Origin of the sequence: Burkholderia sp. IDO3, assembly GCF_003366075.1 — a bacterium.
Lineage (GTDB): Bacteria > Pseudomonadota > Gammaproteobacteria > Burkholderiales > Burkholderiaceae > Burkholderia > Burkholderia anthina.
Genome location: NZ_CP028962.1, coordinates 801,486 through 816,394 on the forward strand (window position 1 = coordinate 801,486; position 14,909 = coordinate 816,394).

A 14,909-nucleotide genomic window follows, 5' to 3' on the forward strand; every position below is an offset into this window, starting at 1 on the left:
ATGCGGGCGATTCGTGCTCGCGGGAGGGCCGTCTTCGGCGAGCGTGGCGGGGCGGCGCGCATGGCGGGCGAGCGGTGCGGGTTTCGCGGGGCGGCGGCGCTCAGGCCCGCGGGTTGTACGCGTTGCACCAGCCGCCGCTCGCGACCCGTTTTCCGCCGAACAGCGGGCACGGCGCGTTCGGGTCGGCGGCCTTGCCCTGGTACAGGCCGCAGCGGCCGCAGTCCTGGCCCGGGGCATAGCGCGCGAACGCCGCGCGGTCCACGTGCGCGGCGTCGGTGCGATAGCCGAGCGCTTTCGCGGCCGGATCGGTTTCGTCGAGCAGCGCCGGCGCGGCGCGGGCGGCGCGCGGCAGCGCGGCGGCCGACAGCAGGCCGGCGGCGGCGATCATGAAGGTGCGGCGGGAAGCGGGGCGGCGCGGCGCAAGCGTGACGCACGTCGGCGACGCGATCACACGTTCATCAGCACCGACTTCAACTCCGTGTAGTGCTCGATCGCGGCCGCGCCCATCTCGCGGCCGAAGCCCGACATCCGGTAGCCGCCGAACGGCAGCGCGGGGTCGAGCGCGCTGTGGCAGTTGACCCACACCGAACCCGAGCGGATTTTCGGGATCATCCGGTGCGCGGCCGACAGGTTGTTGGTCCAGATGCTCGCGCCGAGGCCGTAGCGCGTGTCGTTCGCGAGACGGATCGCGTCGTCGATCGTGTCGAACGGCATCGCGACCAGCACCGGGCCGAAGATTTCCTCCTGCACGAGCGGGCCTTTCTGGTCGACGTCGACGAGCACGGTCGGCTTCACGAAGTAGCCGGGGCCATACGCTTCGCCGCCGCACGCGAGCTGCGCGCCGAGTTCGCGGCCGCGCTCGATGTAGCCGGCCACGCGCTTTTGCTGCTTCGCCGAGATCAGCGGGCCCATGTCGACCGACGGATCGAGCGCATTGCCGAGCTTCATGTTGCTCGCGATGCCCGCGATGTCGCCCACCACGCGATCGAAGTGCTTGCGCTGCACGTACAGGCGCGAACCCGCGCAGCATACCTGGCCGTGATTGAAGAAGATCGCGGTGGCCGCGCCCGAGGCCGCGACGGCCGGGTCCGCATCGTCGCACACGATCGTCGGCGACTTGCCGCCGAGTTCGAGCGTCACGCGCGTCATCGATTCCATCGCGGCCTTGCCGATCAGTTTGCCGACTTCGGTCGAGCCGGTGAAGGTCAACTTGTCGACGTCGGGGTGGTGCGCGAGCGCCGCGCCCGCTTCGACGCCGGTGCCCGTGACGACGTTGAACACGCCGGCCGGATACCCGGCTTCCTGCACGAGCTCCGCGAGCCGCAGCGCGGTGAGCGGCGTTTCGTCGGCGGGCTTGAGCACCATCGTGCAGCCCGTTGCCAGCGCGGGGCCGAGCTTCCAGCACGCGAGCAGCAGCGGGAAATTCCACGCGACGATCGCGCCGACCACGCCCACGGCTTCGCGCCGGATGAAGCCGTGGAACTGGCTGTCGGGCATCAGCGGCATCGACACGTCGACGGTCGAGCCTTCGATCTTGGTCGCCCAGCCGGCCATGTAGCGCAGGAAGTCGATCGCGAGCTGCACGTCCATCACGCGGGCGATCTGTACGCTCTTGCCGTTGTTCACGCACTCGAGTTCGGCGAGCTGCTGCGCGTCGCGCTCGAGCAGATCCGCGAGACGCCACAGCAGGTTCTGCCGTTCGCGCGGGCGCATACGGCTCCACGCGGAATCGTCGAACGCCTGGCGCGCCGCACGCACCGCGTGGTCGACGTCGGCCGCGCCGGACGCCGGCACACGGCACAGTTCGGCGCCGGTCGCGGGGTTGTGGACGGCCAGGGTGGCGCCGCTTTCGGCGCTGCGCCACGCATCGCCGATCAGCATCGACGGCGTGCGTGCGATGAACGACTGGGTTTGCGGAAGTAACGACAACGTTGCCTGCATGAAAGCTCCTCGCTCATCGGGGTTCGGGTGCCGAGGCGAAAAGCAGCTTCCGTACCAACGGCCGCGGCGCGGCCTGCCTGCGCGCCGCGCGCGCCATGCGGCGCGGGGCGCGCGGCGTGCGTGTCGACGATGCCGGCCACGACCGGCCGTGTGCCGCGTTCGTGGCGCGACGTCTCAATTTGAGAATTCGCATGCAACGTGAGACGCGACATGCGGCACGCGCGCGGCCGGCCGGCGTGATGCAGCGGCCGCGAAGGCGCGCGAATGCCGATTTGGCGCGCCGGTTTGAATCGGGATTTTCCCGAGCGTTCGGCGGCAAAAGCGCGTGTTTTCCTTGTGGCAAACCCGGATCGGGCGATTGGCATGGCCTGTGCTTGAAGAGCATGAGACAAGCGCCGCAGCGCTGCATGCCGGACGATTCGAGACCCCACGTAAAGGAGCAGAGCCTTGTTCAAGACTTTCATTCGACGCAGCAGGCCGCCCCGCGCGGCCGCGGCCGTCGTGGCCGCCGGTGCGTTCGCGCTGGCCTCGGGCGCCGTGCAGGCGCAGGCCCAGGCCCAGGCGCCGCGCGACGCTCACGCGATCCTGAGCCAGACATGCGCGGCCTGTCACGCGGCCGAGTCGAAGGATTCGTGGAGCCGCATCAGCCATCAGCGCAAGACGCCGGAAGGCTGGCTGATGACGATCGCGCGGATGCAGACGATGCACGGTCTCACGATCAGCGACGACGAGCGCCGCATCCTCGTGAAGTACCTGTCGGATACGCAGGGCCTCGCGCCGTCGGAGACGAAGGATTTCCGCTATGCGCCCGAGCGCCGCCTGAACACGCAGGAGACCGTCAACAACGAGGCATTCAAGCAGATGTGCGCGCGCTGCCACTCGGCCGCGCGTCCGCTGCTGCAGCGCCGCCCGGTCGCCGAATGGGACAAGCTCGTGAACTTCCACCTCGGGCAATGGCCGTCGATCGAGTATTCGGCGATGGGCCGCGATCGCGACTGGTTCAAGATCGCGCTGACCGAGATGGCGCCAATGCTCGCGAAGGACTATCCGTACGACAGCAAGGCGTGGAACGACTGGAAGCAGCATCACCCGCCCGCGACCGCGCTCGCCGGCACGTGGAGCTTCGGCGGCCACATGCCGGGCAAGGGCGACGCGTACGGCACGATGACCGTGAAGGGCGGCGCGGGCGATCGCTTCGACGTCGAGCTGAAGGGCCGCTTCGCGGACGGCAGCCCGCTCGCGGGCACCGGCACCGCGGTGCTCTATACGGGCTACGAGTGGCGCGCGAGCGTGAAGGTCGGCGACACGACGATGCGTCAGGTGCTGATGGCGAGCGACGGCACGCTGCGCGGCCGGATGTTCGACGACGCGCACGACGAGCGCGGCCTCGACTTCAACGCGGCGAAGCTCGGCCAGCCGCAGATCGTCGCCGTGCAGCCGGCCTACGTGAAGGCGGGCGGCGAGACCGACGTGACGATCGTCGGCGCGAACCTGCAGGGCACGCCCGCGTTCGGCGCCGGCGTGATTGTCGCATCGGTGCTCGAACGCACGCCGGAATATGTGCGAGTACGCGTGAAGGCCGCCGACGGCAGCGCGGCCGGCGCACGCCGCGTGAGCGTCGGTGCAGCGCACGCGGACGGCTTCGCGGTCTATCGCGAGATCCGCGACGTGAAGGTCGAACCCGACTTCGCGGTCGCGCGCATCGGCGGCAACGGCGGCTCGACGCCGAAGGTCGAAGGGCGTTTCGACGCGGTGGCATGGGGCGTCGACGGCGCGGGCAAGCCGTTCCGCATCGGCGTCGTGCCCGCGCAATGGTCGGTCGCGCCGTTCGACGATCAGTCGAAGGGCGATCGCGACACGCAGTTCGCCGGCACGATGCAGGCGTCGACGGGCATCTTCACGCCGGGCAACGCGGGCCCGAACCCCGCGCGCCGGATGGGCACCAACAACACGGGCAACCTGAACGTCGTCGCGACGGTGACGGACGGCTCGCGCACGGTGACGGGCACCGGGCACATGATCGTCGCGGTGCAGCGCTGGAACAATCCGCCGCTGCCCTGACCGGTCCGCATGCCTTTGCGCCGGGCCGCCGCGCGGCCCGGTCCGAATCCGACGAATGCAAGGAGAATCCGATGAGCGCCCTGCTGAACGTGGTCGAACGTAACGTGCACGAAGTGCGCGTCGACGACGAGCGCCTGATGTTCCATGTGCCGAGCAGTTCGCTGTTCGCGGCCGATCGCGTGACGGCCGACATCATCGACGCGCTGCGCGCGAGCAGCTGCACGGCCGACGAATTGTTCGCGCGGCTGGCCGGCCGCTCGCCGCATGGCGAACTCGCCGAGACGCTCGGCGAGCTGATGGCCCTCGAGGTCGTCAGCGACGGCTCGCCGGTCACGCCCGAGATCGCGGTGAAGCGCGTCGAGCGCACCGCGATCGATACGGTCGTGCTGAACGTGAACACCGGCTGCAACCTGAGCTGTACGTACTGCTACAAGGAAGACCTCGACACGCCGTCCGCCGGGCGGCGGATGGACATCGACACCGCCAAGGCGTCGGTCGAGATGCTGCTGAAGGAGTCGCCCGACCTGCCGCGCTACACGGTCGTGTTCTTCGGCGGCGAACCGCTCAGCAACCGCAAGCTGATCGAGTGCATGGTCGAGTATTGCGAGCTGCGTTTCGGCGCGCTCGGCAAGCAGGTCGAGTTCGTGATGACGACCAACGCGACGCTGCTGACCGAGGACATCATCGACTGGCTCGACGCGCATCGCTTCGGGCTGTCGATCAGCATCGACGGGCCGCGCTCGATCCACGACCTGAACCGCCGCACGGTCGGCGGCGCGGGCACCTACGACGTCGTGCGCCGCAAGGTCGAGATGCTGCTCAAGCGCTACCGCAGCCGTCCGGTCGGCGCGCGCGTGACGCTCACGAGCGGCGTGACCGACATCGAAGGCATCTGGGATCACCTGTTCAACGAACTCGGCTTCGCGGAAGTCGGCTTCGCACCGGTCACGTCGGGGCAGCTCGACACGTTCAACCTGCAACCGGCCGAACTCGCGCAGGTGTTCGCGAACATGAAGGCGCTCGGCCGCCGTTACCTGGCCGCCGCGCTCGAGAACCGCAACATCGGCTTCTCGAACCTGCATCAGCTGATCACCGACCTGCACGAAGGGCACAAGAAGTCGCTGCCGTGCGGCGCCGGGCTCAAGATGCTCGCGGTCGATCACAAGGGCGACCTGAACCTGTGCCACCGTTTCACGGGCTCGACGCTGCCGACTTTCGGCAACGTGCACGCAGGCGTCGAGCAGGCGGCGCTCAACGACTTCCTGTCGCAACGCCTCGATCGCAGCGGCACCGGCTGCGAAACCTGCCGCATTCGCAACCTGTGCTCGGGCGGGTGCTATCACGAGAGCTACGCGCGCTACGGCGACCCCGCGCATCCGACCTACCACTACTGCGAGCTGATGCGCGACTGGATCGATTTCGGTATCGAGGTCTACAGCCGGATCATCGCCGGCAACCCGGCGTTCATCGACAACCACATCACTCCGCGCAAGGCGAACTGACATGAAACATCTGAAGCCGCTCAACAACAAGGCGAGAAAGCTCGAGGAGGCCGTGCAGCAGGATCGCCTCGAGGAAGTCGTGGCGATGACGTCCGTCGCGGGCTGCACGTCGACGACGGATCCCGGCTGGGAAACGGACGTGTTCGGCGGGGTGGCGTCGCTGTGCCAGCCGATGGAAGCCGACCTGTACGGCTGCTCCGATCCGTGCTGGTGGCCCGCGCAGGTGCCCGACATGATGAGCACCTATCCCGACTGGAACAAGCATGCGGCCGATTCCGGCGCGGACTGGCGCCAGCTCGGCAGCGTGTTCCCCAAAGACAAGTGATCCACCCGGCACCGATCAAGGATTCTCCATGCGATTCACGACACCCCTGAGCCGCGCGCTCCTCGCCGCCGCGCTCGCATCGGCCGCGTCGCTGTCGGCCGCGGCCGATGCGCCGCTGCAGGCCGGCCACGAGTACCTCGCCGTCACGAACTATCCGAACAACCTGACGGTGATCGACACGGGCACCGACAGCATCGCGAAGACCTGCACGCTGCCCGATGCGTTCGGCCCCGGCACGATCCAGATCAGCCCGGACCATACGCGCGCCTACGTGCTGAACAATCACTACGGCGACCTGTACGGCATCGATCTCGATTCGTGCAAGACCGTGTTCCATGCGGATCTCGCGGAAGCCGGCAACGAGCGCGCGCGCGCGATGTTCTCGATCGGGCTGAGCCCGGACGGCAAGGAGATCTACAGCGTCGTCAATCCGACGAAGCTGAACCGCGACAGCTACGAAGTGGAGTCGCCGCGCCTGCAGGTGTACCGCACCGACGGCGGGCTCGATGCGAAGCCGGTGCGCACGTTCCCGGCGCCGCGCCAGACGACGATGCTGCAGGCGGCCGACGACGGGTCGCTGTTCATCGTCGGCGCGGACATCTACCGGATGAACGCGCAGACCGGCAAGTACGACGTCGCGGTGCCGCTGCGCAACTGGAAGCGGCCGCTGCACGGCCAGCCGGACGTGCTGTACGTGTGGCCGCAACAGCGTCCGCAGCACACGTTCAACCTGCTCTACACGGCCGACCGCTTCAAGGACGAGAAGAAGGATCCGGCATCCGCGCAGACGATGTACGGCTACATCGACATCGACCTGAAGACGGGCAACGCGACGGTCAAGGATTTCGCGCCGGTCACCGAGGTGTACTTCACGGGCGGCCTGTCGCCGAAGGATCCGAACGCGATGTACGGCGTGCTGAACCGGCTCGCGAAGTACGACGTGAAGAGCGAGAAGCTGGTGGAAACCGCGCCGCTAGATCATTCGTACTACTGCCTGTCGTTCAACCGCGAGGGCAGCAAGCTCTACCTTGCAGGCACTTTCAACACCGTCGCGGTGTACGACGCCGACACGCTGAAGAAGCTGAAGGACATTCGCGTGCCGGGCGGCGACATGGCGATCACGACCGCGCAGATCTTTACACGATGACGCGCGCGCCGGCCCGCGGGCCGGCGCCGCCGATCAGGAGACACACATGACCACCGCCATCGCAACCGGCGTGCCGCGCGACGGCCTGTCGATCGTGCGGGGCCGCACCGACGTGCCGCTGTCGGACGCGCCCGTCGCCGCGCTGCTGCGCGACACCGCCGCGCGCTTTCCGGCGCGGCCGGCCGTCGTGTTCCGCGAGCAGGGCATCCGCTGGGACTGGCGCACGTTCGCGCATGAGATCGACGTACTCGCGGCCGGCCTCGCCGCGCTCGGCATCGAAAAGGGCGACCGCGTCGGCATCTGGTCGCCGAACCGCGTCGAATGGCTGCTCACGCAGTTCGCGACCGCGCGCATCGGCGCGATTCTCGTCAACATCAATCCGGCCTACCGGCTCGCGGAACTCGAATACGCGCTGAACAAGGTCGGCTGCCGCGCGCTGATCGCGGCCGAGCAGTTCAAGTCGTCGAAGTACCTGGAAATGCTGCAGGCGCTGGCGCCGGAACTCGCGCATTGCGCGCCGGGCGAGCTGCATGCGGCGCGGCTGCCGACCCTGCGCACGGTCGTGTCGATGGGCGAGGTCGCGCCGGCCGGGATGTTCCGCTTCGCGGACGTGATGGCACGCGGCCGCGACACGCTCGACGTCGCGGCGCTCGATGCGATCGGCGCGACGTTTGCTGCCACCGATCCGATCAACATCCAGTTCACGAGCGGCACGACCGGCAGCCCGAAGGGCGCGACGCTCACGCATCGCAACGTCGTCAACAATGCGCGTTTCATCGCGATGGCGATGCGCTTCACCGAGCAGGATTCGCTGTGCATTCCGGTGCCGCTGTATCACTGCTTCGGGATGGTGCTGGCGGTGCTCGCGTGCGTGTCGACGGGGGCCGCGATGGTGTTCCCCGGCGAGGCGTTCGACCCGGTCGCCACGCTCGCGGCGGTGGCCGACGAACGCTGCACCGCGCTGCACGGCGTGCCGACGATGTTCATCGCGGAGCTCGATCATCCGGCGTTCCCGAAATTCGACCTGTCGACGCTGCGCACCGGCATCATGGCCGGTTCGCCGTGCCCGATCGAGACGATGAAGCGCGTCGTGTCGCAGATGCACCTGTCGGAAATCACGATTGCATACGGGATGACGGAGACGAGCCCCGTGTCGTTCCAGAGCTCGACCGACGATCCGCTGGAGAAGCGCACGACGACGGTCGGGCGCGTGCAGCCGCATCTGGATGTGAAGATCGTCGATCCGGACGGGCGCATCGTGCCGGTCGGTGCGACGGGCGAGCTGTGCACGAAGGGTTATTCGGTGATGCTGGGCTACTGGGACGACGATGCGAAGACGCAGGAAACGATCGTCGACGGCTGGATGCACACAGGCGATCTCGCGACGCTCGATGCGGACGGCTACTGCAACATCGTCGGCCGGTTGAAGGACATGGTGATCCGCGGCGGCGAGAATATCTATCCGCGCGAGATCGAGGAATTCCTGTTCAGGCATCCGAAGATCCAGAGCGTGCAGGTGTTCGGCGTGCCGGACGCGAAATACGGCGAGGAGCTGTGCGCGTGGATCGTGCTGCGCGCGAACGAGCAGATGGCCGAGGACGATGTGCGGGCGTTTTGCCACGGCCAGATCGCGCATTACAAGATCCCGAAGTACGTCTGTTTCGTCGACGAATTGCCGATGACGGTGACGGGCAAGGTGCAGAAGTTCGTGATGCGCCAGCAGATGATCGACGCCTGGGGGCTGAAAGCCGCCGATACCGCGTAGTTGTCCGGCGGCGGCCATGCCGCCCGCCGCACTGCGCCGCGTCTGCCCAACCGCCCGCCCGCTGGGCGGTTTTCCCTGCCGCCGCGCCCGCCCGGGGTAAAATGCGCGCCACGCCGCGATGCCGCGCGCGCCGGGCCTGCCGCCGTTCCGACGAACGGCGCACCGCCGCGCCGCGCGCCCGCACCGGGGCGTTCGAAGCGTCCCCCGCAAGACAAGCCGCGCGATGCAGCCGGCCCGCCCGACAGGCACCCGACGAACGAATCGGCGGCCGCGTCGGGGCCCGGCGCGTCATCCGGATTCGATGTCCCATCCTGCGCTTTCCCGATCGATCGGCTCGCATGCGGCCGCATCGTCCGATTCGTCTGATGAATGTCGTGTCGACGCGCGCGCCCGGAGATTCGCCGGGCCCGTCGCGGATTCGTTCGCGGGATCGCGCTTCGCAGCTTCGTAACGTGTTTCGACAGGGTCGAGTGGCGAGTTTTCCATCCAGAACAATGACGGTAAATAGAACAACAGCGTTGTCCGTACGACGGCGGCGCGCGAAGGTCGGGCTTGGCGTCGGTCTCGGCATCACGCTTTTCGCGGCGCAGGCTGCCGCGGCGCAGGGAGACGCACCGGCGCCGGACGCCGATACGGCGGGCAGCGCGACGCTGCCGGCGATCACGGTCAGCGGCGAGCGCGGCAGCGCGTTTCGCGCGCGCAACGCATCGGTCGCGGGGCTCGACGACGCGCCGCTGCGCGACACGCCGGCTTCCGTCAGCGTCGTCACGCGCGCGCAGATCGACGACCAGCAGGCCAGGCGCCTGAGCGACGTGGTGCGCAACGACGCGTCGGTCGTCAACGACTATGCGCCGGTCGGCTACTACGAAGGCTTCGCGATCCGCGGCTTCCCGGTCGATCTTGCGAGCGCGATCCGGATCGACGGGCTCACCGTGTCCGGCGAGCAGAACGTGCCGCTCGAGAACAAGGAGCGCGTCGAGATCCTGAAGGGGCTGGCCGGCATCGACAGCGGCGTGGTGGCGCCGGGCGGCGTGATCAACTTCGTGACGAAGCGCTCGGCCAACGTCGCGAGCGTGACGACCGGCGTCGACAGCCGCGGCTCGACGTCGGCGGCCGTCGATCTCGGCCGCCGCTTCGGCCCGGACAATCAGTTCGGTTTCCGGATCAACGCGGCGAAGGAGAACATGCACTCGTACGTCGACGGCACGAACGGCCGGCGTACGTTCGGCTCGATCGCCGCCGACTGGGACATCAGCCCGCGCGCGAGCCTGCAGCTCAACGCGGAATTCCAGCAGTGGATCCAGCGTTCGGCACCGGGCTATCAACTGCTTGGCGGCACCGTCGTGCCGTCCGTCAACACGACGTCGAAGGCGCTCGGCACGCAGCCGTGGGCGAAGCCGGTGACGACCGACGCGCTGAACCTGAACGCGCGCTTCGACTACCAGTTCAACGACGCCTGGAAGGCGTACGTCGCCGTGGGCCGCAGCCGCACGATGATCGACGACAACAGCGCGTTCCCGTACGGTTGCTCGTACGCACCGAGCTGCGCGGCCGGCACGACGTCGCCGTTCTTCTTCGGCGCGAACGGCGACTACGACGTGTACGACTTCCGCAGCCCCGGCGAATATCGCCGCAACGACGACCTGCGCGCGGTGACGACGGGCAGGTTCGCGACCGGCCCGCTGCGGCACGAGCTGACGCTCGGCGTGAGCGTGCAGCGCCGCGTCGTGCACATGGCCGACGCCGTGTACGACTACGTCGGCAGCGAGAACGTCTACGGGCCGGACGTCGCGTTCGCGCCGTCGCCGAACTCGGCCGGGCCGTCGTATCCGCAACTCGACGCGTGGCAGTACGGCGTGTTCGGGCTCGACCGCATCAGCATCGGCGAACACTGGCAGGTGCTCGCGGGCGGCAAGGAAGTGCTGCTGCGCCAGCGCAGCTGGGACAGCCTCGACGGCGACGCGACGCACACCGACCGCTCGGTGTTCCTGCCGCAGGTCGCGCTCGTCTACAAGCCGGTGAACGTGCTGTCGCTGTATGCGTCGTACAGCAAGGCGCTGTCGCTCGGCGACCAGGCGCCGGTGCGTGCGATCAACGCGTATGCGTTCCTGCCGCCCGTCGAATCGCACCAGTTCGAGCTCGGCGCGAAATACGACTGGCTCGACCGGCTGAGCCTCACGGCCGCCGTGTTCTCGATCAGCAAGCCGTTCCAGTTCGCCGATCCCGATGCGTCGGGCACGGGTTATACGTTCGTGCAACGCGGCACGGAGCGGCACCAGGGGATCGAGCTTGGCGCGGCCGGCCGGCTCACCGAGCGGCTGTCGCTGACGGCCAGCGTCGCCGCGATTCGTGCGCGCGCATACGATTCGGGTTCGCCGGCGTACGAAGGGCACCAGGTCATCAACGTGCCGGCGCTGCGCGCGTCGCTGTACGCGGATTACGCGATGCCGGGCGTCGCGGGCCTGAACCTGCTCGGCGGCGTCGAGTACAGCGCGGCGCGCAACGCGAACGAAGAGGGCACCGCGCGCGTGCCGTCGTGGTTCGTGTTCAATCTCGGCGCGCGCTATACGACGAAGATCGGCGGCCATCGCACGGTGCTGCGCGTGTCGGTGGACAACCTCTTCAACAAGTTCTACTGGCGCGACGCGGGCGAGCAGCAGGGCGACGCGTATCTGTTCCCGGGCGCGCCGCGCACCGCGCGCGTGTCGTTGACTTACGATTTCTGATCGTCGGGATCCGGCCGCATGATGCGCGGCCCCGGCAGCCAACCAGGAGAGCACAGACGATGTCCCCACTCGAAATCGCCGGCGTGATCGTCAGCGCCCTCGCGATCTGGCTGACCGCGAAGCGGCGCATGCTGTGCTGGCCGGTCGGGCTCGCGTCGGTCGCGCTGTACGGCTGGATCTTCTTCGACGCGAAGCTGTATTCGGACATGCTGCTGCAAGGCGCGTTCGCGGTGCTGCAGGTGTACGGCTGGCGGCGCTGGATCGCGCAGCGCACGCTCGAGGCGAGCGGCGGTGCGGCGCTCGCAGGCGACGTCGCGCCCGTCACCGGCGTGCGGCCGCGCCAGATGCTGCCCGACCTGATCGCGGCCGTGGTCGGCAGCGCGCTGCTCGGCGGGATGATGGCGCGCTGGACCGATGCGGCGTTGCCGTTCGTCGATGCGTCGTTGACCGCGTTCAGCCTCGTCGCGCAATACTGGACCGCGCGGCGCTACATCGCGTCGTGGGGGCTGTGGATCGTCGTGAACGTCGTGTATGTCGGGATGTTCGTGTTCAAGGAACTGTATCTGACGGCCGGACTCTATGCGCTGTTCATCGCGCTCGCCGTCATCGGCTGGCGCGACTGGCGCCGGACGGCCGACGCGCTGCGCGCGACGGCGAGCCCGGCGGGCTGATTCACTACGGAGCAACGTCGTCCATGTCATTTCCTCTCGAGCCGGATGCGCCGGCATCGCGTGAGCGCGCCGATGCGCGCGAGGTCGCGCCGCCGCAGTTCGGCGTCGACGGCGAACAGGCCGAACGCGACTGGCCGCTGATGACGCACGACGAGGTCGCGGCCGTGCTTGCGCGCATCGATGGCGTCGGCGCGCCCGCGCGCCTCACGTGGCACAGCCCGCGGCCGTTCTCGGCGGCCGTGCTGGTGCGCACGACCGACGAGTGCGCGCTGTTCGTCAAGCGTCATCACGTGAGCCTGCGCGATGTCGCGGGGCTCGAGGAAGAGCATCGCTTCATCGCGCATCTGCGCGTGCACGGCGTGCCGGTGGCGGACGTGCTCGCCGGTCGCGACGGCGCGACCGCGTTCGCATCCGGCGACTGGACGTATGAGGTGCACGTGGTCGCGCCGGGCGTCGACGCGTACCGCGGCGTGATGTCGTGGAAGCCGTTCACGCATCCGTCGCATGCGTACGCGGCCGGCCGCGCGCTGGCCGAGCTGCATCGCGCGTCGGCCGGCTACGACGCGCCGGCGCGGCCGGTGCGCCCGCTGCTGTCGAGTTTTCGCGTGCTGTCGTCGGGCGATCTTGCCGGTGCGCTCGAACGCTGGGTCACGGCGCAACCGTTGCTCGTCAAGGCGCTCGGTGCGCGCGACTGGCGCGGCGACGTTGCGAACGTCATTGGCCCGTATCACGCGCGCCTCGTGCCGCTGCTGCCTGCGTTGCCGCCGCTGTGGACGCATGGCGACTGGCATGCGTCGAACCTGCTGTGGACCGGTGCCGGGCCGGGGGCGGAGGTGAGGACGGTGCTCGACTTCGGTTTGGCGGATCGTACCTGCGCGGTGATGGACGTCGCGCTCGCGATCGAGCGCAACACGGTCGACTGGATGGCGCCGGCCGAGGCGCGTCGCGTCGAGTACGAACAGATCGCCGCGCTGCTCGACGGCTACGAGTCGCTCGAACCGCTGAGCGACGATGCGCATGCGGCGCTGGTCGCGCTGCTGCCGATCGTGCATACGGAATTCGCGCTGTCGGAAGTCGCGTATTTCGGCTGTATCGTCAACGCGCCCGATATCGTCGACGTGGCGTACGACGGTTATCTGATCGGGCATGCGCAATGGTTCGGCGAACGCGACGGGCGGCAACTGCTCGACTGGCTGGTGCAGCGTCGGCGTGAGAAGCGGGGCGGCGCCTGACGGGCGCTTGCCGGTGCCCCGCACACGTTCCGCCCGACGCGCGGCACCCCGTCGCATCTGAAGGGGCGCCGTCGTTCGATGCGGAGCGGCGGTATCCGCCCGCTTCCCGTCACACCTGCGCGAGCGCCTGATCCAGATCGGCGAGCAAGTCGTCGATATGCTCGATGCCGATCGACAGCCGCACCGTTTCCTCCTTCACGCCGGCCTTCGCGAGTTCGGCCGGCGACAACTGCCGGTGCGTCGTCGAGGCCGGGTGCGTCGCGAGCGATTTCGTGTCACCGATATTCACGAGCCGCGTGAACAGCTTCAGCGCGTCCTGGAACTTCGCGCCGCCGTCGCGGCCGCCCTTCACGCCGAACGTCAGGATGCCCGGCGCGCGGCCCGACAGGTAGCGCGCGACGAGCGGATGGTCCGGATGATCGGGCAGCCCCGCGTAGTTCACCCATTCGACGTTTTCATGGCGCGCGAGATGCTGCGCGATCTTCAGCGCGTTGTCGCCGATGCGTTCGACGCGCAGCGCGAGCGTCTCGATGCCCTGCAGGATCTGGAACGCGTTGAACGGCGAGATCGCCGCGCCCATGTTGCGCAGCGGCACCACGCGTGCGCGGCCGATATACGCGGCCGGCCCGAACGCTTCGGTGTAGACGACGCCGTGATAGCTGACGTCCGGCTCGTTGAGCCGCTTGAAGCGGTCCGCGTGCTGCGCCCACGGGAACTTGCCCGAATCGACGATCGCGCCGCCGAGGCTCGTGCCGTGGCCGCCGAGATATTTCGTCAGCGAGTGCACGACGATGTCCGCGCCGTGCTCGAACGGGCGCAGCAAGTACGGCGACGGCACCGTGTTGTCGACGATCAGCGGAATCCCGTGGCGATGCGCGATGTCGGCGAGCGCGGCGATGTCGGTCACGTTGCCGAGCGGGTTGCCGACCGATTCCGCGAAGATCGCCTTCGTGCGTGCGTCGATCAGCGGCTCGAACGACGCGGGGTCGCGCGGATCGGCGAAGCGCGTCGTGATCCCGTATTGCGGCAGCGTGTGCGCGAACAGGTTGTAGGTGCCGCCGTACAGCGAACTCGCGGACACGATGTTGTCGCCCGCTTCCGCGATCGTCTGGATCGCGTACGTGACGGCCGCCTGGCCCGATGCGAGCGCGAGCGCGCCGATGCCGCCCTCGAGCGCGGCGATCCGCTGCTCGAGCACGTCCGTCGTCGGGTTCATGATCCGCGTGTAGATGTTGCCCTGGACCTTCAGGTCGAACAGGTCCGCGCCATGCTGCGTGTCGTCGAATGCGTACGCAACGGTCTGGTAGATCGGCACCGCCACCGCGCGCGTGGTCGGGTCGGGGCGATAGCCGCCGTGCACGGCGATGGTCTCGAGGCGCCAGTTCGAAGAGGCCTGATCGGTCATGGGTGCTCCTTATGTTGTTGTGATCGTCGAGCGATTATAGGAGCACGCGCGCCGCTGCTCTTAGAACGAATGGTTTGTTGCTTATGGGCTTGCGACGCATAGAATGCCTTTTCCACGCACAACGGCAAAGGATG

The 14,909-nt window shown here is 68.4% G+C and carries 12 protein-coding genes; 8 read left to right on the forward strand and 4 right to left on the reverse strand.

The features are described from left to right. Nucleotides 1-100: 100 nt before the first annotated feature. Genes DCN14_RS03755 through DCN14_RS37850 form a run of 3 tightly spaced genes read right to left on the reverse strand, consistent with a single transcriptional unit; the run spans nt 101 to nt 2,396 of the window. A complete protein-coding gene (locus tag DCN14_RS03755) occupies nt 101-388 on the reverse strand; it encodes a high-potential iron-sulfur protein (protein WP_096505801.1) in 288 nt (95 codons plus the stop codon). 59 nt (nt 389-447) lie between these two features. Beyond that, complete coding sequence (locus DCN14_RS03760) at nt 448-1,941, reverse strand: aldehyde dehydrogenase family protein (RefSeq protein WP_096505733.1); 1,494 nt, start codon at nt 1,939-1,941, stop codon at nt 448-450. Then, the gene (locus tag DCN14_RS37850; protein WP_143331687.1) at nt 1,875-2,396 is read right to left on the reverse strand and encodes a hypothetical protein; all 522 of its coding nucleotides are present in this window, start codon (nt 2,394-2,396) and stop codon (nt 1,875-1,877) included. The genes DCN14_RS03760 and DCN14_RS37850 overlap by 67 nt, the downstream gene beginning before the upstream one ends. Between DCN14_RS37850 and peaA the strand changes: the two genes are divergently transcribed. The 8 genes from peaA (at nt 2,389) to DCN14_RS03805 (ending at nt 13,370) form a co-directional block, all read left to right on the forward strand. Next, on the forward strand, nt 2,389-4,002 hold the full coding sequence (peaA, locus tag DCN14_RS03765) for a quinohemoprotein amine dehydrogenase subunit alpha (RefSeq protein WP_096505731.1): 1,614 nt from the start codon (nt 2,389-2,391) through the stop codon (nt 4,000-4,002). The two genes, DCN14_RS37850 and peaA, sit on opposite strands and share 8 nt — an antisense overlap. 71 nt (nt 4,003-4,073) lie before the next feature. Next, nucleotides 4,074-5,504: a quinohemoprotein amine dehydrogenase maturation protein gene (gene peaB, locus DCN14_RS03770; protein WP_096505729.1), complete on the forward strand. Its 1,431-nt coding sequence runs from the start codon at nt 4,074-4,076 to the stop codon at nt 5,502-5,504. 1 nt (nt 5,505) lies between these two features. Next, on the forward strand, nt 5,506-5,829 hold the full coding sequence (gene qhpC, locus DCN14_RS03775; protein ID WP_096505727.1) for a quinohemoprotein amine dehydrogenase subunit gamma: 324 nt from the start codon (nt 5,506-5,508) through the stop codon (nt 5,827-5,829). 28 nt (nt 5,830-5,857) lie between these two features. Further along, the gene (gene peaD / locus DCN14_RS03780; RefSeq protein ID WP_096505725.1) at nt 5,858-6,976 is read left to right on the forward strand and encodes a quinohemoprotein amine dehydrogenase subunit beta; all 1,119 of its coding nucleotides are present in this window, start codon (nt 5,858-5,860) and stop codon (nt 6,974-6,976) included. A 46-nt stretch (nt 6,977-7,022) separates the two neighbouring features. Beyond that, nucleotides 7,023-8,741 (forward strand): AMP-binding protein, encoded by a 1,719-nt coding sequence (locus DCN14_RS03785; protein ID WP_096505723.1) that lies wholly within the window; start codon nt 7,023-7,025, stop codon nt 8,739-8,741. A gap of 494 nt (nt 8,742-9,235) precedes the next feature. After that, the gene (locus tag DCN14_RS03795; protein ID WP_096505719.1) at nt 9,236-11,467 is read left to right on the forward strand and encodes a TonB-dependent siderophore receptor; all 2,232 of its coding nucleotides are present in this window, start codon (nt 9,236-9,238) and stop codon (nt 11,465-11,467) included. A 59-nt stretch (nt 11,468-11,526) separates the two neighbouring features. Beyond that, a complete protein-coding gene (pnuC, locus tag DCN14_RS03800) occupies nt 11,527-12,138 on the forward strand; it encodes a nicotinamide riboside transporter PnuC (protein WP_096505717.1) in 612 nt (203 codons plus the stop codon). 23 nt (nt 12,139-12,161) lie between these two features. After that, on the forward strand, nt 12,162-13,370 hold the full coding sequence (locus tag DCN14_RS03805; RefSeq protein ID WP_096505715.1) for a phosphotransferase: 1,209 nt from the start codon (nt 12,162-12,164) through the stop codon (nt 13,368-13,370). A gap of 109 nt (nt 13,371-13,479) precedes the next feature. Here DCN14_RS03805 and DCN14_RS03810 read toward each other — a convergent pair whose 3' ends face one another. Continuing rightward, nucleotides 13,480-14,775 (reverse strand): aminotransferase class I/II-fold pyridoxal phosphate-dependent enzyme, encoded by a 1,296-nt coding sequence (locus DCN14_RS03810; RefSeq protein ID WP_096505713.1) that lies wholly within the window; start codon nt 14,773-14,775, stop codon nt 13,480-13,482. Between the last annotated feature and the right edge of the window lie 134 nt (nt 14,776-14,909).